The following is a 16,538-nucleotide window of genomic DNA, read 5'->3' as shown; positions in this document are numbered from 1 at the left end:
GCCACAACAGTCTGACTTAACCCAACGGGCCTCCACGAAACCCGGGGCGATTCATGCTTAGTCGCGCCATCGATAACTACTGGCTTCTGAAGGAAGATCTCACTCCGGCCATGGAAAGATTCGAGAGGGAGGTGTTGCGTGCTTAACTTGTCAGTCAACGCGGACGCCCAAGTGCGTCCCTGCGCTTCGCGCACACCTTGTCTTGGTCGCTGGTTACTTTTACGTTAGCCGTCACGAGGAACCGTCTCTCTATATGCCCAAGATTTACCTCATCGAAGGACCAGTCGGCGCGGGAAAGTCAACGTTCGCCTCGTCCCTTGCAACTCGCGTAGGCGGGGTTCACATCGCCCTTGACGAGTGGTTTGCAAGACTATTCAGTCCGGATCGTCCGAGCACAGAGCTCATGCCTTGGTACATCGAGCGCAAGGCGCGCCTGCTTGATCACATCTGGAGCCATGCTCAAGCTCTGCTGGCGTGTGGCATACCGCCCGTCCTGGAACTTGGTCTCGTCCAGCGGCAGAGTCGCGAAGATTTCTACATGCGAGCGCATGATGCGCACGTGGAATTGGCGTTGTATTTGCTCGTGGCGTCCCGTGAAGTGCGGCGCGAAAGGGTCATGCGAAGAAACGTCGAGAGGGGCCCCACGTTCTCCATGGTTGTGCCGGCCGCATTCTTCGAGATGGCAAGCGATTTCTGGGAGGAACCAGACGAACTCGAGATTGCTGAGCATCGTATCGAGAAAATCTCAACTGAGGGTTGAGCGCGATGACGGCTAACCCATCATTGCAGTGGATCGGTTTCGCCGCCCACTGAATTTAGACGTTGAACGTCCGCTACGACCGCAATCGACCCGTTGAAGTCCTTCACACCCGCTCCCTCACTCCCCCGGCCGCACCCCCTCAAACGCATCCTGCAGCAGTTGCCGTATCGCTTTGCCCTCCAGCGGGCGCGGATTCGGGTACTGGTTCTGCATGGCGATGTCGCAAGCCTTGTCGAGGTCGGCCTCTTTCATGCCGATGTCACGCAGCGCCACCGGTGCGCCGTTGTCCTTCGCCAGATCAAACACCGCCTGCGCTGCACTGTCTGCGCGCAGCGCGGTGGCAATGGCTGCCATGGCCTGCGGCGCGGCGGCAGCGTTGTAGGCCAGCGCATGGGGCAGCACGATGGTGTGGGTTTCGGCATGCGGCAGGTTGAAGCTGCCGCCAAGGGTATGGCACAGCTTGTGGTGCAAGGCCATGCCGACATTGCCCAGCACGGTGCCGCACAGCCAGGCGCCGTACAGGGCGTCGCTTCTGGCGGCCAGGTCATTCGCTACGTTTTTAATAGCTGGTAGCGCCCTTCCCATGGCGGCTATGCCCTCTTTTGCCATCAAATCCATGACGGGGTTGCTGTCCACCGAGTACAGGCCTTCGGCGGCGTGGGCAATCGCGTTGATGCCGCTGGTGATGCTCATGCCGACCGGCAGGCCCAGCGTCAGCTCGGGGTCGTAGATCACGGTGCGCGGCTGCACACGTGCGTCCTTGCCGGTTTTTTTCATCCCGCCTTCGGTGATGCCGTAGATTGGCGTCATTTCCGAGCCGGCATAGGTGGTGGGAATGGCCAGGATGGGCAAGCCGGAATCCAGCGCGATGGCCTTGCCCAGCCCGGTGGTGGAGCCGCCGCCAATGGCGACGGCACAATCGGCGCCGAGCTTGCGGGCCAGCTCGCGCGCCTCGCGCGCGGTTTCCATTGGCACATGCATCACGGCGCGGTCAAACACACCGGCGGCGCGCGGCCCGAGCAGGCCGGCAATCATTTCGGCAGAAGCGCGCTGCTCCGGCGTGGACAGCACCAGCGCCTTGCGCGCGCCCAGCGCGTCGATCTCGCGGCCCAGGTGCTGCAGGCTGCCGGCGCCGAAAATAACGCGGGCCGCCTGGGCGTTGTAGACAAAACTTCTCATGGCTTCTCGTTGAACTCCGTGGATAAACCCGCACTGCGCTCGACGGTCTTGATGATGGCAGCGTAGTCGTCCTGGCCGTCGCCCTGCGCCATGGCCGCATGCATCAGTTGCTGCGTCAGCGCGGTTTGGGCCAGGGGCGCATGCACGGCCTCCCCTGCATCCAAAATCAGGTCCAGGTCCTTGATCATCTGCCCGACGGTGAAAGTCGGCGTGAAGTCACGCTGCGAAAGCTGCACGGCCTTGGCCTTGACGATGGGCGAGGCCACTGCACTCGCGCCCAGCACCAGCCACATGTCGCCCCAGTCCAGACCGCCCTTGCGGCCCAGGGTCAGGGCTTCGGCCAGCATGGCACTGGTCTGCGCAATCATGAGGTTGACCACCAGTTTCATCAGACGCGCCTGTTCGGCCTCGCCCAGGTAGAACTGGTTCGGCCCCAGGGCCTTGAGCAGCGGCAACACGGCGTCGTAGGCCGCGCGCGGCCCGGACGCCATCACCGTGAGCTGGGCCGCCTCGGCCATCTTGTTGTTGCCCGACACCGTGGTGCGCAGATAGAACACGCCAGTGGCCGCCAGCACCTCGGCCACTTCGGCCGAGGCCTGCTGCGACACAGTGCTGGTGTCGATGTAGCTTGCGCCGCGCCGCGCGGATTGCGCCACCTGCGCGGCCACCTGGCGCAGGGCCGCATCGTTAGGCAGCGAGGAAAGCACCACGTCGGCGCGCCCGATCGCGGCGCCGGCGTCTGCGGCCACCTTTAACCCCTGGCTGCGCGCCAGTTGCAGGCGCGCCTCGCTGGGATCGCTCACCGTCACCGCATGGCCGGCCGCCTGCAGGTGCCCGGCCATGGGCAGACCCATCTTGCCCACACCGGCGACATGAACAAGCGTCATCACTGGCCCTTGAGATTGGCGGCTTTGGCGATCAGGGCGGCGGCGTCCACTTCGGTCTTGATGAAGGCGTTGAAGGCATCGACCTGCATGGGAAAAGGCTCGGCGCCCAGCTTGTTCATGCGCTCCTTGACTTCCGGGCTGGCCATGGCCTTGAGGGCTTCTCCGTGCAAACGCTTGACCACGGGCGCTGGCGTGTTGCTGGCCACAATCATGCCGACCCAGAAGGTGTAGTCCGAGCCCGCCACGCCGGCCTCGACCGTGGTGGGCACCTGCGGCAGCGAGGGCGAACGCGTGGGCGTGCTGACGGCCAGCGCCTGCAGCTTGCCATCTTTCACCAGCGGCAAGGCCGAGGCCAGCGGCGCGAAGAACCAGTCGTTGCTGCCACCGATGACGTTGGTCATCGCTTCGGGTGTTCCCTTGTAGGGCACATGCAGGGCTTCGATGCCGGCCTGCAGGCGGAATTTCTCGGCGTTGAGGTGGGTCGCGCTGCCCACGCCGGCCGAAGCGTAGTTGAGCTGGCCGGGCTTTGCTTTGGCGGCAGCGACCAGGTCGGCCACCGACTTCCAGCCTTTGGCCGGGTTCACCACCAGCACATTGGGCAGGGCCGCCAGCGGCGTGATGCCGGTCAGGTCCTTGAGCGTGTCGTAGCCGATGGTGCTGTAAATCGCCGGGTTCAGCGCATGGCCAGAGGAATGCACCAGCACGGTGTAGCCGTCGGCCTCGCCCTTGGCCACCTGGCCCGCGGCAATGGTGCCGCCGGCGCCCGGCTTGTTCTCGATCACGATGGGTTGACCCATGCTTTTGCCCATGGTGTCGGCGATGCTGCGGGCAATCAGGTCGGTGCCACTGCCGGCGGTAAAGGGCACCAGGAACTTGATGGGTTTGTTGGGGTAGCCTCCCTGGGCCATCGCGGTGCCCGCAACCAGCAGGCTCACGGCGAGAAGAATGAAGCGTTTCATGGTTTGTCTCCTGGATTTATCATCAAATACGGCCCCAGCCCTTTGCACACGGGCGCCATCCGCTATATTATTTATAGCGATAACGCCTTGGCGATCTTCTGCCCCGACACCTGCAAGGCCATTAGATGCGGCTGCAGGTCAACCTCCAGCAACTGCCCGTGGCGCTTTTTCCATTGGCCGGCAACCATCACGCTGTCGATGTTGGCCAGCGAGGTCTGCATCACCACCGAGCTGACCGGGTCGTGCACGGGCTGCATGTTGAGGTCGCTCGCGCGGATCATCACCAGGTCAGCCTGCTTGCCGGCGGCCAGCGAACCGATGCGGTGCGATTGCTTGAGCATGCGCGCGCCTTCGACCGTGACCCACGACAAGGCCTCGCGCGTGGTGATGGTCGAGGTCGGCGGGATGGAACCGCAGGTTTCGCGGTAGGCCACGTTGTCAAGCGAGCGCTGGATGCCCAGCGCAATGCGCGCCTGCGACAACATGTCACCGCTCATCACGCTTTCCAGGTCCACACCGAGCGAAGGGGCGCGGCCCAGCGTCCGCAGGCGCCCGGTGATCGGGTGGCCATGGCCCTGGCTCATTTCGCTTTCGGCCGCGGCAGAAAAACTCATGCCCAGCTCGCAGAAGCGCTGCAGCTGAACGTCATTGAGCGCGTGCCCGTGCACGATGTTGATGTGTTCGCCGAGCAGGCCGGCCAGGTCCAGCTGGCGCCAGCCGTCGGGCGTACGCGCCGGGCCACCGCCCTGGTGCAGCGAGGCGATCAGGCCCAGGTCTTTGGCCATGGCGAAGTCGTGCAGCGCCACCTCCAGCGTCGAGTAGTGCGGCCCGAGCACCGCTGCCTGGATGCTCAGCAGCGGCTGGCCCTGGTGCGCCTTGAGCAGGCGTTCGATTTCGGCGCGCGGATGCGGCACTTCCCAGAAGGCTGCCTGCCCAGGCTGCGGATCCGGCTTGGGCGTGCCGTGGAAAAACGCGGCGCGTATGCCGGACGCCAGCAGCGCGGCAAGCGCCGCATCGTTGTGCGCCGGCGTCGGGTTGTTGTGACACCAGTCGGCCAGTGTCGTCGTGCCGCAGTTGAGCTGGTTCAGCGAACCAACCAAGGTGGCGATGTGCAGGTCGTCCGGGGTGAACACCGTGGCCAGCCCGGCGTGCATCTTCCTGAAGTATTCGAGCAGCGTCCAGTTGGCCGCCATCCCGCGCAACGCGGTCTGCCAGGTGTGCATGTGGGCATTGATGAGGCCGGGGATGATGATGTGGCCGGTGGCATCGACCACCTGCGCATCATCGACATGGATGCGCGGCGCAACCTCCGTCAGTGTGTCGCCCGTCACCAGGATGTCACCGGTGGGCAGGTCGCCCTGCGTATCCATCGTGATGATGGTGGCGCCTTTGATCAGGGTTCTGGCCGGTGCCGCCATGCTCAGCTTTCCAGTCCGTCGCTCATCTTCATGTTTTCAGACTTCAGCTCCAGGCCGGCATCCTTGGCGGTTTCCACCAGCAATACGGCAAAGTCGATGTCCTCGTAGCCGCGGCCCACCATGCGCGCCACCGACTCGCGCGTCGCCGCCGCAGCGGGCATGGCCACACCATGCGCGCGGGCGGCGCCTAGGCCGAGGTCCATGTCCTTGAGCAGCAGCTTGGGCGTGAAGGTCACCTGGTCAAACGTCAGGTTGGTCAGCATCGGCGTCTTGTATTTCGTGTACATGGAGCCGAGCACCGAGTCGTTGATGCTCTCCAGAAAGATGTGGCGCGGAATACCCGCCTTCTCGGCCAGCACCGTGATCTCGCACAGGTTCTGGATGATCACGCCGAACATGGTGTTGTGGGCAATCTTCCAGATGCGCGCGAGTTCGCCCTCGCCCACCCACATGACCTTGCGGGCCATGGCTTGCAAATAGGGCTCGACCTCGGTGTACAGCGCTTTCGGCCCAGAGGCCACCTGCAGCAGCTTGCCGGCCTTGGCCACCTTGGCATTGCCCGACACCGGCGAGCACAGGTAGCCGACGTTCAAGGCTTCAAGCCGCTTGCGGATTTCGGCAGAACCTTCCTGCGAGATGGAGGAGCTGTCCACAACAATTTTGGGTTTGGAATTGCCCGCCACCAGGCCACCTTCGCCGAACAGCACCTGCTTCAGGTCGTCGGTGGTGGAAACCATGGTGAACACGATGTCGCAGGAGGCCAGGTCCTGCTTGCTGCCGACGATGGTGGCGCCGTACTCGGCCAGCGGCGCGGCTTTGGACGCGGTTCGGTTCCACACGCTGACTTCGTTACCGGCCTTGATCAGGCGTTTGGCCATGGCCTCCCCCATCCGTCCCAAGCCTATCCATCCGATGCGCACTGTCATGCTGTCTCCTTGTTCATAACGTCTGACGTTAATGTGCCGCAGCCTACCGGAGGGTTCAAGAAATACAGAGGAAATCAGTTTTCCCGGTGGCGGAAAAAGGCATGATCTTTCAAATATGGCCTGTCGTGCAGACACCTCCAAACTCAGGCAATATCGTTCGCATGAACGACACCACTCCCTACGTCCCCCCCGCCATCTGGTCGCCGCCACCGTCGAGCGGCGGCCGCTTCGCCAACATCAACCGGCCTGTGGCCGGCCCCACGCACGACAAGGAGCTGCCAGTGGGCAAGCACCCGCTGCAGCTGTATTCGCTGGGCACGCCCAATGGCGTCAAGGTCACGGTCATGCTGGAAGAACTGCTGGCGCTGGGTCACAGCGGTGCAGAATATGACGCCTGGCTGATCCGCATCAACGAGGGTGAACAGTTCGGCAGCGGCTTTGTGGCGGCCAACCCCAACTCGAAAATTCCCGTGCTGGTGGACCGCAGTGGCCCCGTGCCGCAGCGGGTCTTCGAGTCGGGCGCGATCCTGCAGTACCTGGCCGAAAAGTTCGGCGCGTTTTTGCCCGCCAGCGGTGCGCCGCGCGCCGAATGCCTGTCGTGGCTGAACTGGCTGATGGGCAGTGCGCCATTTCTCGGCGGCGGCTTCGGCCACTTTTATGCCTATGCCCCAAGCAAGATGGAATACCCCATCGACCGCTATGCCATGGAGGTCAAGCGGCAACTGGACGTGCTGGACCGCCGCCTGGCCGAGGTGCCGTATCTGGCCGGCGACGACTACACCATTGCCGATATGGCGGTTTGGCCCTGGTACGGCACGCTGGTGAAAGGCCAGCTGTATGAAGCCGGCGAGTTCCTGCAGGTACAGACCTACACCCACGTGCTGCGCTGGACCAACGAGATCGCCAAACGGCCCGCCGCCAAACGCGGGCGCATGGTCAACCGCACCTGGGGCGAAGCCTCCAGCCAGTTGCATGAGCGCCATGACGCCGGCGACTTTGACACCCGCACTCAAGATAAGCTGGCAACATGATCACCCTGTACGACTGCGCCACCGCGCCCAGCCCACGGCGCGCCCGCATCCTCTTGGCCGAAAAAGGTGTGCCCCATGAGACCGTGCAGGTGGACCTGCGCACCAGCGAGCAGATGGGCGAAGCCTACCGACGGATCAATCCGCAGTGCACCGTGCCCGCACTGCGCACCAGCGAGGGCGTGCTTCTGACCGACAACGCCGCCATTGCCGCCTGGCTGGAAGCGTACTGCCCGCAACCGCCCCTGCTGGGCAGCACCGCGCTGGAAAAAGCCGATATCGCCAGCTGGCAGTGGCGCATCGAGTTTGAGGGCCTGGTGGCGATTGCCGAATGCCTGCGCAACAGCTCGCCGGCCATGGCGAACCGCGCCCTGCCTGGGCCGGTGGACTACGCGCAGATTCCTGAACTGGCGCAGCGCGGCCTGGCGCGCGTGCAGCAGTTTTTTGTGATGCTCAATGAACGGCTGGACGGACACGATTTTGTGGCCGCAGACCAGTTCAGCGTTGCCGACATCACCGCCGTGGTGGCGGTGGACTTTGCCCGCGTCGTCAAGGTCAAGCCCGGCGAACAGCACCCGCACCTGCTGCGCTGGCGTGCGGCGATGGCGCTGCGGCCTTCGATGGCGCTTTAGCAGGGTGCAGGGCTCACGCCACAAACTGCTACTATTTCAGTAGCATCATACGTAAATAGGACGCGGGTTACGGCCTATTTTCTCTATAAATCCGGAGAAAACCAGACCCCTCATTCCATTTCTACATCATTCGTGAACGCGAAGGCGAAGCGACGACAGTACAGACGTACGGCTAGCGAAGCCGACAAAGTGCACGGATGATTTGGAAATGGAATCACACACGTTCCAGCACCACCGCAATGCCCTGCCCCACACCAATACACATGGTGCACAGTGCGTAACGGCCGCCGGTGCGGTGCAGCTGGTTCACCGCGGTAATCACCAGGCGGGCACCCGAAGCACCCAACGGATGGCCCAGCGCAATCGCACCGCCGTTCGGGTTGACGCGGGCGTCGTCGTCCTGCAGGCCCAGCAGGCGCAGCACGGCCAGGCCCTGGGCGGCAAAGGCTTCGTTGAGTTCGATCACATCCATCTGCGCCAGGCTCAGGCCGGTGAGCGCCAGCACTTTTTCTGTGGCCGGTGCGGGGCCTATGCCCATGATGCGCGGCGGCACACCGGCCGTCGCCATGCCGACGATGCGCGCGCGTGGCGTGAGGCCGTTCTGTTTGGCGGCATCCTCGTTGGCGATCAGCAAGGCGCACGCGCCGTCGTTCACCCCTGAAGCATTGCCCGCCGTGACACTGCCGTCAGGACGCACCGCGCCCTTAAGCTTGGCCAGCGCTTCCATCGAGGTTTCGCGCGGATGTTCATCCTTGCTGACCACCACTGGGTCACCCTTTTTCTGCGGAATGGTGACCGGTGTGATCTCGGCGTCGAAGAAGCCGGACTTCTGTGCGGCGACTGCCTTGAGCTGCGAGGCCAGCGCCATCTTGTCCTGGTCTTCGCGGCTGATCTTGTACTCGGCAGCCACGTTCTCTGCCGTCTCCGGCATGGCGTCGGTGCCGTACTTTTCTTTCATCAGCTTGTTGACGAAGCGCCAGCCGATGGTGGTGTCGTACATCTGCGCGGCGCGGCTGAAAGCGCTTTCGGCCTTGCCCATGACGAAGGGCGCACGGCTCATGCTCTCGACGCCGCCGGCAATCATCATGCGGGCCTCGCCGGCCTTGATGGCGCGGGCCGCCGTGCCCACCGCGTCCATGCCGGAGCCGCACAGGCGGTTGATGGTGGCGCCCGGCAGCTCCAGCGGCAGGCCGGCCAGCAAGGTGGCCATGTGCGCGACGTTGCGGTTGTCTTCACCGGCCTGGTTGACGCAGCCGTAGATCACGTCGGTCACGGCCAACCAGTCCACGTTCGGGTTGCGGGCCATCAGCGCCTTGAGCGGCACGGCGGCCAGGTCGTCGGTGCGCACGCTGCTGAGCGCGCCGCCGTAACGGCCGAAAGGGGTGCGGATGGCGTCGCAGATAAAAGCTTGGTTCATATGTGTCCTTTAGTGAAAATTTCCATCTCTCTTTGGGAGAGGGTCAGGGAGAGGAAGCAATACCAATCGGCAGGCCGACCAGCTTCTCCAGCTCGTCGTGCCCCAGCCCTTCAACTTTATCAATCAGCCTGAGGCCTTGCGGCGTGCATTCCAGCGTGGCCAGGTCGGAATAAATGCGTTTCACACAGGCGATGCCGGTCAGCGGGTAGCTGCAGGTCTTGACGACCTTGCTCTCGCCCTTTTTGGTCAGCAGGTCCATCATGACCCAGGTCTGTCTGGCGCCGATGGCCAGGTCCATGGCGCCGCCCACAGCCGGTATGGCGCCGGGTTCGTCGGTGCTCCAGTTGGCGAGGTCACCGGTGGCGGAAACCTGGAAAGCGCCCAGCACGCAGATGTCCAGGTGGCCGCCGCGCATCATGCCAAAGCTGTCGGCATGGTGAAAAAACGCACCTCCCTTGAGCAGAGTCACGGGTTGTTTGCCGGCGTTGATCAGATCAAAGTCTTCGTCGCCTTCGCCGGGCGCCGGACCCATGCCGAGGATGCCGTTTTCGCTTTGCAGGATGACCTCGATACCCGCAGGCAAATGGTTGGCCACCTGGGTTGGCATGCCTATGCCCAGGTTCACATACGCGCCGTCGTGAATGTCTTGCGCCACGCGGGCGGCGAGCTGGTCTTTGCTGCGTTTCTGGTAACTCATGTCAGGCCGCCTGCTTGAAACCGCCGGCCTGCGTCGCCACGCGGCCGATCTTCACAATTTTGTGGACATAGATTCCGGGAGTGACGATGTGCTCTGGATCCATCTCACCGAGCTCTGAGATCTCGTGCACCGTCGCCACCGTGAGTCTGGCCGCTGTTGCCATGACCGGGCCAAAGTTGCGCGCCGCCTTGCGGTACATGAGGTTGCCCCATCGGTCGCCGCGCTCTGCCTTGATCAGGGCCACGTCGCCATGAATCGGCATCTCCAGCACATAACCCTTGCCCTTGATTTCACGGGTTTCCTTGCTTGTACCGTCGCTGTTTTTTGCCATCTCCGTGCCATAACCGGTCGGCGAAAAAAAAGCGCCTATGCCGGCACCGGCGGCGCGTATGCGTTCAGCCAGATTGCCTTGCGGCACGAGCTCCAGCTCCAGCTTGCCGGCGCGGTAAAGCGCGTCGAACACATGGCTGTCTGCCTGGCGCGGAAAGCTGCAGATGATTTTGCGCACCCTGCCGGCTTTGAGCAGCGCAGCCAGCCCGGTGTCGCCATTGCCGGCGTTGTTGTTGACGACGGTCAGGTCTTTCGCGCCCTGCGCCATCAAGCCATCGATCAGCTCGTTCGGGATGCCGGCCGTGCCAAAACCGCCAATCAGCACGGTGGAGCCGTCCTGGACGCCGGCCAGAGCCTCAGCCACCGACCGGGCAATCTTGTTGATCATGAAACTGTCTCCGCCTGAGGATCATTCTGGCAATTTGTTCTTATATAGAACAAATGTTCGTATAATGAATTTTAGGAGATTTTGGCACCTATGGCAATTGCTGCATCGTCCTCCCGTCCCGACGGTCGCCCCGGTCCCGCACCGGGCGACAGCTATGTCCAGTCCTTCGCGCGCGGGCTGGAAGTCATCCGCTCCTTCAGCGCGCAGGCGCCCCGACAAACACTGAGCGAGGTGGCGGAGCGCAGCGGCTTGAGCCGCGCCGGCGCCCGGCGGATTTTGCTGACGCTTCAGACACTTGGCTATGTTGTCAGCGACGGCAAGTATTTTTCATTGACCCCGCGCATCCTGGACCTGGGCTTTGCCTACCTGTCGTCCATGCCGATCTGGAACCTGGCCGAGCCGGTGATGTCCTCTCTGACCAGACAAGTCGGGGAGTCGTGTTCTGCCGCCGTGCTGGAGGGCACCGACATCGTCTATGTGCTGCGCGTGTCCACCCACAAGATCATGAGCATCACCCTGGGCATCGGTTCGCGCCTGCCAGCCTATTGCACATCCATGGGGCGGGTCTTGCTGGCCGGACTGCCGGAAGAAGAAACGCTAGCCTGCCTGCAGTCCTCCAGGCCAGAGCCCCTGACTCGCCATACGGTGACGGATCTGGAAGCGCTGCGCCTGAAAATTGCACAGACTCGCCGCCAAGGCTGGTGCCTGGTGAATCAGGAGCTCGAGGAAGGCCTGGTGTCCATGGCCGCGCCGATTCATGACCGGCTGGGCCGCACGGTAGCGGCGCTGAACATCAGCGGGCAGGCCAACCGTACGAGTGCCAAAGTGATGCAGGAAAACATGCTGCCGGCCCTGCTGGCCGCCGCGCAAATGATTTCGCGCTTACTCGGCGCTCAGCGAAATTAGAAGCGGAGTTAGGACTTGCGAGCGCCCATGACGAGCACCACGGCGCCCAGCACTATCGCACCTATGCTTAGCCACTGCGGGATGTTGATCGACTCTTCTTCCTTGACGGTCAGCTGGATAGGCCCTATCTTGGCGGCCGTCCTGTCCTTGGTGAAACTGAAACCACCGGTAAAAAAGCCGGCCAGGCCCAGCACGATCAAAACAATGCCCGTGATCCTGATTGCATTCATGAAACTCTCCTCGCCGGATGATAGATAGGTCGGCGCGCGCTTGCCGGGATCACGCTGCCGTGTGCGTAATCTACGCGAAGGCAGCCAAAAACCGCGTAGGACATTACCGCCGGGTCATCTTCCGCCCGGGAAACACCACTCGGGCAACGGAAAAAGCCCGCATGCTACGCTTGCCGGATGTTCACCCCTTCGCAAGCCGACGTCCGCCGTTTCTTTTGCTCTGTTTACGCCAAAGCCCGCTCAGGGCAAGCGCTGGAAGCTATTGAAATCATAGCAAGCCAATGGATGGAGGAGCACCCCGAATACCACGCCGACTTCGCCGATGCCGATGCTGCGCTGAACAAGATGTACGACCTTGAAGACGGCAAAGCCAACCCCTTTCTGCACCTGTCCATGCACCTGTCGATCAGCGAACAGTGCTCCATCGACCAGCCGCGCGGCATCCGGCAGGCTGTTGAATTGCTGACTGCGCGGCGCAACTCGCTGCACGAAGCCCACCACCAGGCCATGGACTGCCTGGGCCAGATGGTCTGGGAAAGCCAGCGCGCCGGTCGCCCGCCCGACGGTGCGGCCTACATGGCCTGTGTGCAGCGGCATGCGACCAAGGATTAGCCCCCACGGTTGCTCACTGCGTGTAGCGCCCTGCACCTTGCAGGCCGCCGCTCGCCAGAGGCTTCGCTTCTGATGCCTGTCCAAACCTGCTCAAGCAGGTTCGGAGCCGCAGGCACCAGCCCCGAGGGGGCCGCTGCGCCTGCGGACTGGCAGAGCCAGATCCGCGGCCCCTGCTTGAATTGAAGAGCCTCCGTTATCCCGTTCATTCTGAGCTTGTCGAAGGAGGCCTCACCGAGGGGCCGCTGCGCCTGCGGGCCGGCAAAGCCAGACCCGCGGCCCCTGCTTGAAACAGAAAGAGTTCCCTTTGAGCGCCCGCGTCGTCGGCCCATAAAAAAAGCCGCTGGATCAGCGGCTTTTTTATTTCAGAGTGCTCTCAATGGCTGTGTTCGTGGCATGGACGATGTGGGCGCACGCTGCGCTCCACGATTCTGCGGTGCCGGGCTGGAACGAGCAGGTGCGCTGGGTACTGCTGGTAGCTTGAGTACCGCAGGGCCTTGCAGCACGGGCAGCGGAAGGTTTTTGCTGGAGTCGTTTCTTGGCGCGTTGAGTAAAGGCTTGTCTGAATGCGGAATGCCCGGATTGAGCTTGGGCTCTTTGCAAGTGATGCTGTACATCTTCTGCGCGGCCTGGGCTATGACCTTGCCTTCCAGGTTGGCAAGATTAAAGCCGATGCGTATCTGTTGCGTCTTCATGGGCGGTTTGCCTCCCGTGGGCGGGGCCGCCAGCGTACCGGCGATTCCACCGCCAGTCGGGTTCCAGCTCAGCTCACGTTTGCCAAATACGTGCTTGACTTGATTGACAGACACTTCAATATCCTCTGGGGCAGTCAGAAAATGATCGCCAAGAAACAGGCCCTTGCCATGAAACGCACTGCCCGCAGTGATCGTGGTGTGCAGCAATACCGCGCTAGGGCAGATTTGTCCATCAACCATGACGGTGAGGCCGGGTTCGACATTCATGCTGACTTTGGGCACCGTGGCGGCCTGCAAGCCCTGGGGAGCAGGGTTTCTGCACTCCATGTCATAAGTCTTCCAGGCTGACTCAAACTTGGGCGAAACACCGACTATGCGGATGCTGCCTGCCTCCCCCCCATTGGGGTTGTTCGGCACATCGTATTTGTATGAAAAGAAAGCGGTTTTAGAGTGGTCGGTAGTGACTGTTTTAATGTCGCTTTTCGTTCCGTTCGTATGTTCATAGCGGAACTTCACCTGCGCGTTGGTGACATTGGTTTCAATCACGCCAGATAGATTTACCTTGCATGCACCATTGACAGTCGCCGTTTCAATAATGGTGAGTGACGATTGCGTGACACCTATTCCCGCTTGCAGGTCGCTGGTGGCTGGAGGTACCTGCGCACCAGCCCATTTCATGCAGACGACCTTGGCATACGCTTCCGCATCCGGTTCTGATTCGAAAATTTGCCAGCTGTCGGTGTCGGCAATATTGGTATAGGTGATGTTGTATTTGCTGGTGGTTCTGATGTGCAGCGTGTACGGGCTATCGAAGATCGCGGTATTGCCTTTTCCCTGACTACGCTGGGTACCAGCATGCGCATTACAGACATCGACGGCAAAGCTTTCAACGTAATGCCGGCCTACGTTCATGGTAATGAACTTGTCGACGTTGGTGGGCCGGTCGCCGTGTCCGTAGCTCTTGCTCACAATGCCCCAATCCGACTCGGGTGGGCGGCTGGTGCCGGAGTTCACGCTCCAGTCCCAGCCCCAGGTTTTGCCAAGGGCGCTCAAGCGCGGCGCAACACTCCATTTTCTGACGCGATCCTGTCCACCCTGTATCTGCAAATGAGCATTGAACTGAATCGGCTGATTACCGTGTTTTGCGGAGGATAACCGGGTGTAACGCGCACCATTGGACTCAACGTAGATTGTTGGGGCAGAGGTATATGTGACCCAGATATCCACATCTTTGGCCCGAAGCGGTGTGCACACAGTGAGCAGAATTGCAGCAGTCAGCAACAACATGAGTGCAGAGTGCCAGGCAGGTGCGATACGAATTCCGGTTTGGCTCGAGATGGTACGCATGATGAACTCCTTAAGGTCTTCCTTGAATCCTTCGCACCAGCGCGAAGTGGCTTGTTTTGAAAGCAGGTTTGACCGCCTTCTGAAAACTGAGTCGGGATGTGTACCGGAAGGGTTCAAAATTTCTATCGAGGGAGATGAATGCCCGTGAGTACGGACTCAGGGCACGGGGTGTGAGCGAGGAAGGAGTGGTTCAAATTTTTTGAACCTCATACCGACGCGTTCCGACTCACCTGCGTCGGGCGAGTCGCCTGATACTCCACTCAGCCGGACTGGCTGAGAACTTCTCAACGAAGGAAATTCGTCATGAAAACCTCACGTACAGCCCTGTTTGCCAGTCTGGTACTGGCCTTTGCCGGCACTGCCGCTTCTGTCTCCTGTTACGCGATGGGCGAAACATCCCACGCCATCGAAACGCCACCAGGATCTGACATGCCACGGAAATTCTCACCATCGAAATCAGCACCGCCGCGTGAAATATCTGACTGCAATCACAACGGTGTGGATGACCTGGACGAGTTCTTTCCGCCGGACTGCTATGGGACGCTCACAACCAACGGTGGCAAATAGCACAAAGTGCATGGGCTGCCATCACAAGACTGATGCGGTACCCGAATCGGCGCTGAATCGCACCGGTTCAAATTAAAAATTGAACCGAACCAAACATTGAGGCGACTCAACGGGTGCAACACCGATTCGTTTGACGACGAATTGCATTTGCTGACTCGAAACCCCATCAAGGAGCTCATCGTGCACAGTATCTTTTCTCTAAAAACGCCCAGCGTCTCCCGTACCAATCCGGTCGCGTTGGCATTGTTGCTTGGCGTGACTTTCCTGCCTGCAACACATGCAGCCAATCCGGCGGGAACTCAACAGCTGAAACCTTGCCCGCCGGCAGCACCCGGCGCTATTGGCGATTGCGCTCGCCGGTATGGCGCGCCTGGAGAACCGGCAAAGGCCGATGTATCTCCGGTTAACCCGCCGCTCAAGACACTGGGTTTGTCGCCCCCTCCGACAGTACATCCGCAGGCCGAAAATGCTGCTGCGCCGGTTGATCCGAATGCCGCCAAATCTTCCCAGGCGAATGGTCTTCCGGATCTTTTCATTTATCGTTTTTACAAGACCCCACAAGAAGCGGGTTTGCCCACAGGTTTTCCGTTGGTTGAATTTTGCGGCTCAAACGATGGCCAGGGTGGGCCTTCCAGACGTGTCTATTTCGAAGTTTATAACCGTGGCACCGTGCCTTCTCCGAATAGCAAGGTGCGTGTCCGATTTGTGAATCCGAACACGCAGCAGGTGCAGATTGTGAATGTAGCGGTACAGCCTCTGGCAGCTCACGCGCACGTGGCAAAGAAGGTGACCATTCCAAACGGATGTTATTCCGCAGGTTCGAATGCGCAATGCAATTTCACCATCACCGCAGACCCCGATGCACAAATTGCCGAGCGCTTTGAGAATAACAATGTGCAAAGTGCATTCTGTGTTGGGCCGACGAATTAAAGCCGGCGCATCAAAGCAGCTTATTGCTGTTGACGCCGGTGGCAGGGGTCAAGCCGAGGTGAGGCGAAACCGGGAGGCGGCGACCCGTTCGTGCCTTTAATCGAAGTGCACTCTTCATGCATCGCGGCGGCCAGGTGGTCAACTCCATCGGGCCGCTCTTAAATTTGTGCGTCAGAGCGCCAGGAATTTCTTCTCATCACCGGTTACTTACCCCATGACGCGCACCGACAACGGGCAGGGTAGCGTTTCGCTCCAATCATGCGTGCGATGAGTTTCGAACGGCCAGAGAGCTGTTGAGCGGAAAAGCGCTCAATGCCTCTGACCCGAAGCTGGCTATTAACCCCGGCCAAGCGACCCGGGTGGAGAAGCGCGAAGCGTCTTCGCATCCGATTTCACGGCAGGTTGCTTTGCCTCTGGGGGTGGGTTGGTGCAACCAAAATCGCCCCAAGTGCAATGCTCAAAGTCGTCGATCGCCGAAGCGGCCCTGGCCTGAAGGCTTGCGCTTCCCAAGGCAAGCAGTATGGAAATTGCTATTGACGCAGTAACTTGCGAGATGATCGGTTTCATATGTTCTCCAATGGTTGGGTTAAGTGCCACCCGGCGCGCTACCCGGTGACGCCAGTGAGTCGGACA

At 61.3% G+C, this 16,538-nt stretch carries 17 protein-coding genes; 7 read left to right on the top strand and 10 right to left on the bottom strand.

All coding sequences use genetic code 11. The features are described 5' to 3' along the window. Positions 1-253: 253 nt before the first annotated feature. Positions 254-760, top strand: coding sequence for an AAA family ATPase (locus ABI660_RS10475; protein ID WP_348067636.1), 507 nt, complete (start codon positions 254-256; stop codon positions 758-760). Between the two features lie 117 nt (positions 761-877). Here the strand turns inward: ABI660_RS10475 and ABI660_RS10470 are convergent, their stop codons facing one another. The 5 genes from ABI660_RS10470 to ABI660_RS10450 form a co-directional block, all read right to left on the bottom strand. Continuing rightward, complete coding sequence (locus tag ABI660_RS10470) at positions 878-1,939, bottom strand: maleylacetate reductase (protein WP_348067634.1); 1,062 nt, start codon at positions 1,937-1,939, stop codon at positions 878-880. Beyond that, a complete protein-coding gene (locus tag ABI660_RS10465) occupies positions 1,936-2,826 on the bottom strand; it encodes an NAD(P)-dependent oxidoreductase (RefSeq protein ID WP_348067632.1) in 891 nt (296 codons plus the stop codon). Before ABI660_RS10465 ends, ABI660_RS10470 begins: the two co-directional genes overlap by 4 nt. Next, a complete protein-coding gene (locus ABI660_RS10460; RefSeq protein WP_348067630.1) occupies positions 2,826-3,785 on the bottom strand; it encodes a tripartite tricarboxylate transporter substrate binding protein in 960 nt (319 codons plus the stop codon). The genes ABI660_RS10465 and ABI660_RS10460 overlap by 1 nt, the downstream gene beginning before the upstream one ends. A 71-nt stretch (positions 3,786-3,856) precedes the next feature. After that, positions 3,857-5,203 carry an amidohydrolase family protein gene (locus ABI660_RS10455; protein WP_348067628.1) on the bottom strand — a complete coding sequence of 449 codons (1,347 nt, stop codon included), beginning with the start codon at positions 5,201-5,203 and terminating at the stop codon, positions 3,857-3,859. Positions 5,204-5,205: 2 nt separating this feature from the next. Beyond that, a complete protein-coding gene (locus ABI660_RS10450) occupies positions 5,206-6,129 on the bottom strand; it encodes an NAD(P)-dependent oxidoreductase (protein ID WP_348067626.1) in 924 nt (307 codons plus the stop codon). 161 nt (positions 6,130-6,290) lie between these two features. On the opposite strand from ABI660_RS10450, the gene yghU reads away from it, so the two are divergent. Beyond that, positions 6,291-7,160 (top strand): glutathione-dependent disulfide-bond oxidoreductase, encoded by an 870-nt coding sequence (gene yghU, locus ABI660_RS10445; protein WP_348067624.1) that lies wholly within the window; start codon positions 6,291-6,293, stop codon positions 7,158-7,160. After that, entirely contained in the window at positions 7,157-7,789 is a 633-nt protein-coding gene (locus ABI660_RS10440) for a glutathione S-transferase (RefSeq protein WP_348067622.1), read from the top strand. The genes yghU and ABI660_RS10440 overlap by 4 nt, the downstream gene beginning before the upstream one ends. Positions 7,790-8,003: 214 nt before the next feature. On the opposite strand, the gene pcaF is transcribed toward ABI660_RS10440, so the two are convergent. Genes pcaF through ABI660_RS10425 form a run of 3 tightly spaced genes read right to left on the bottom strand, consistent with a single transcriptional unit; the run spans position 8,004 to position 10,621 of the window. After that, a complete protein-coding gene (gene pcaF / locus ABI660_RS10435; RefSeq protein WP_348067620.1) occupies positions 8,004-9,206 on the bottom strand; it encodes a 3-oxoadipyl-CoA thiolase in 1,203 nt (400 codons plus the stop codon). Positions 9,207-9,249: 43 nt separating this feature from the next. Then, positions 9,250-9,903 (bottom strand): 3-oxoacid CoA-transferase subunit B, encoded by a 654-nt coding sequence (locus ABI660_RS10430; RefSeq protein ID WP_348067618.1) that lies wholly within the window; start codon positions 9,901-9,903, stop codon positions 9,250-9,252. Position 9,904: 1 nt separating this feature from the next. Beyond that, positions 9,905-10,621, bottom strand: coding sequence for a 3-oxoacid CoA-transferase subunit A (locus ABI660_RS10425; RefSeq protein WP_348067616.1), 717 nt, complete (start codon positions 10,619-10,621; stop codon positions 9,905-9,907). A 90-nt stretch (positions 10,622-10,711) separates the two neighbouring features. Between ABI660_RS10425 and ABI660_RS10420 the strand changes: the two genes are divergently transcribed. Continuing rightward, on the top strand, positions 10,712-11,527 hold the full coding sequence (locus tag ABI660_RS10420; protein WP_348067614.1) for an IclR family transcriptional regulator: 816 nt from the start codon (positions 10,712-10,714) through the stop codon (positions 11,525-11,527). A gap of 8 nt (positions 11,528-11,535) precedes the next feature. On the opposite strand, the gene ABI660_RS10415 is transcribed toward ABI660_RS10420, so the two are convergent. Continuing rightward, complete coding sequence (locus ABI660_RS10415; protein WP_348067612.1) at positions 11,536-11,757, bottom strand: hypothetical protein; 222 nt, start codon at positions 11,755-11,757, stop codon at positions 11,536-11,538. 177 nt (positions 11,758-11,934) lie between these two features. On the opposite strand from ABI660_RS10415, the gene ABI660_RS10410 reads away from it, so the two are divergent. After that, positions 11,935-12,369 (top strand): DUF1841 family protein, encoded by a 435-nt coding sequence (locus ABI660_RS10410; protein ID WP_348067610.1) that lies wholly within the window; start codon positions 11,935-11,937, stop codon positions 12,367-12,369. Between the two features lie 362 nt (positions 12,370-12,731). On the opposite strand, the gene ABI660_RS10405 is transcribed toward ABI660_RS10410, so the two are convergent. Then, positions 12,732-14,408 (bottom strand): hypothetical protein, encoded by a 1,677-nt coding sequence (locus tag ABI660_RS10405; RefSeq protein WP_348067608.1) that lies wholly within the window; start codon positions 14,406-14,408, stop codon positions 12,732-12,734. A 303-nt stretch (positions 14,409-14,711) separates the two neighbouring features. Between ABI660_RS10405 and ABI660_RS10400 the strand changes: the two genes are divergently transcribed. Both ABI660_RS10400 and ABI660_RS10395 read left to right on the top strand, forming a co-directional pair. Beyond that, entirely contained in the window at positions 14,712-14,975 is a 264-nt protein-coding gene (locus tag ABI660_RS10400; RefSeq protein ID WP_348067606.1) for a hypothetical protein, read from the top strand. Between the two features lie 180 nt (positions 14,976-15,155). Then, entirely contained in the window at positions 15,156-15,905 is a 750-nt protein-coding gene (locus tag ABI660_RS10395; protein ID WP_348067604.1) for a CARDB domain-containing protein, read from the top strand. Positions 15,906-16,538: the final 633 nt, after the last annotated feature.

This window comes from Polaromonas sp., assembly GCF_039930745.1.
In the GTDB taxonomy this organism is placed as follows: Bacteria; Pseudomonadota; Gammaproteobacteria; order Burkholderiales; family Burkholderiaceae_C; genus Polaromonas.
Note: the sequence above shows the minus strand (reverse complement) of the source record. Positions and strands in the feature narration are given on the sequence as shown.

What these genes read in the sequence shown, in the direction of transcription:
- ABI660_RS10470 (WP_348067634.1), bottom strand. Translation starts at nt 1,939, where the DNA reads ATGAGAAGTTTTGTCTACAACGCCCAGGCGGCCCGCGTTATTTTCGGC.
- ABI660_RS10405 (WP_348067608.1), bottom strand. Translation starts at nt 14,408, where the DNA reads ATGCGTACCATCTCGAGCCAAACCGGAATTCGTATCGCACCTGCCTGG.
- ABI660_RS10400 (WP_348067606.1), top strand. Translation starts at nt 14,712, where the DNA reads ATGAAAACCTCACGTACAGCCCTGTTTGCCAGTCTGGTACTGGCCTTT.
- ABI660_RS10410 (WP_348067610.1), top strand. Translation starts at nt 11,935, where the DNA reads ATGTTCACCCCTTCGCAAGCCGACGTCCGCCGTTTCTTTTGCTCTGTT.
- pcaF (WP_348067620.1), bottom strand. Translation starts at nt 9,206, where the DNA reads ATGAACCAAGCTTTTATCTGCGACGCCATCCGCACCCCTTTCGGCCGT.
- ABI660_RS10455 (WP_348067628.1), bottom strand. Translation starts at nt 5,203, where the DNA reads ATGGCGGCACCGGCCAGAACCCTGATCAAAGGCGCCACCATCATCACG.
- ABI660_RS10460 (WP_348067630.1), bottom strand. Translation starts at nt 3,785, where the DNA reads ATGAAACGCTTCATTCTTCTCGCCGTGAGCCTGCTGGTTGCGGGCACC.
- ABI660_RS10430 (WP_348067618.1), bottom strand. Translation starts at nt 9,903, where the DNA reads ATGAGTTACCAGAAACGCAGCAAAGACCAGCTCGCCGCCCGCGTGGCG.
- ABI660_RS10450 (WP_348067626.1), bottom strand. Translation starts at nt 6,129, where the DNA reads ATGACAGTGCGCATCGGATGGATAGGCTTGGGACGGATGGGGGAGGCC.
- ABI660_RS10465 (WP_348067632.1), bottom strand. Translation starts at nt 2,826, where the DNA reads ATGACGCTTGTTCATGTCGCCGGTGTGGGCAAGATGGGTCTGCCCATG.
- yghU (WP_348067624.1), top strand. Translation starts at nt 6,291, where the DNA reads ATGAACGACACCACTCCCTACGTCCCCCCCGCCATCTGGTCGCCGCCA.
- ABI660_RS10440 (WP_348067622.1), top strand. Translation starts at nt 7,157, where the DNA reads ATGATCACCCTGTACGACTGCGCCACCGCGCCCAGCCCACGGCGCGCC.
- ABI660_RS10420 (WP_348067614.1), top strand. Translation starts at nt 10,712, where the DNA reads ATGGCAATTGCTGCATCGTCCTCCCGTCCCGACGGTCGCCCCGGTCCC.
- ABI660_RS10475 (WP_348067636.1), top strand. Translation starts at nt 254, where the DNA reads ATGCCCAAGATTTACCTCATCGAAGGACCAGTCGGCGCGGGAAAGTCA.
- ABI660_RS10415 (WP_348067612.1), bottom strand. Translation starts at nt 11,757, where the DNA reads ATGAATGCAATCAGGATCACGGGCATTGTTTTGATCGTGCTGGGCCTG.
- ABI660_RS10425 (WP_348067616.1), bottom strand. Translation starts at nt 10,621, where the DNA reads ATGATCAACAAGATTGCCCGGTCGGTGGCTGAGGCTCTGGCCGGCGTC.